The sequence below is a fragment of the Neisseria sp. P0021.S007 genome, assembly GCF_051956855.1.
This window is the reverse complement of the sequence record NZ_JBQCXA010001457.1, coordinates 1-478: the sequence shown is the minus strand read 5'-3', so window position 1 is coordinate 478 and position 478 is coordinate 1. Positions and strand designations below refer to the sequence as shown.

The 478-nt window shown below is 57.5% G+C and carries 1 pseudogene; it reads left to right on the top strand.

The annotated features are described in order from the left end of the window. A pseudogene (gyrB, locus tag ACTHUR_RS19680) lies at positions 1-478 on the top strand (DNA gyrase subunit B); the annotation flags it as partial.

The window sequence follows — 478 nt, the reverse complement described above, 5'->3', positions numbered from 1 at the left end:
CGTGATGGCGGTACGCACTTGACCGCGCTGCGCCAAGTGATGACCCGCACCATCAACAACTATATCGAAGCCAACGAAGTAGCCAAAAAAGCCAAAGTGGAAACCGCCGGCGACGATATGCGTGAAGGCCTGACCTGCGTTTTGTCCGTCAAACTGCCCGACCCGAAATTCTCATCGCAAACCAAAGACAAACTGGTTTCCAGCGAAATCGGCCCCGTCGTCAACGAAGTCATCAACCAAGCCTTGACCGACTTCCTCGAAGAAAACCCGACCGAAGCCAAAATCATCACCAGTAAAATCGTCGATGCCGCGCGCGCGCGCGAAGCCGCCCGCAAAGCACGCGAAATTACCCGCCGCAAAGGCGTGATGGACGGTTTGGGCCTGCCGGGCAAACTTGCCGACTGCCAAGAAAAAGACCCTGCCCTGTCCGAACTCTACCTCGTCGAGGGCGACTCCGCAGGCGGTTCCGCCATGCAAG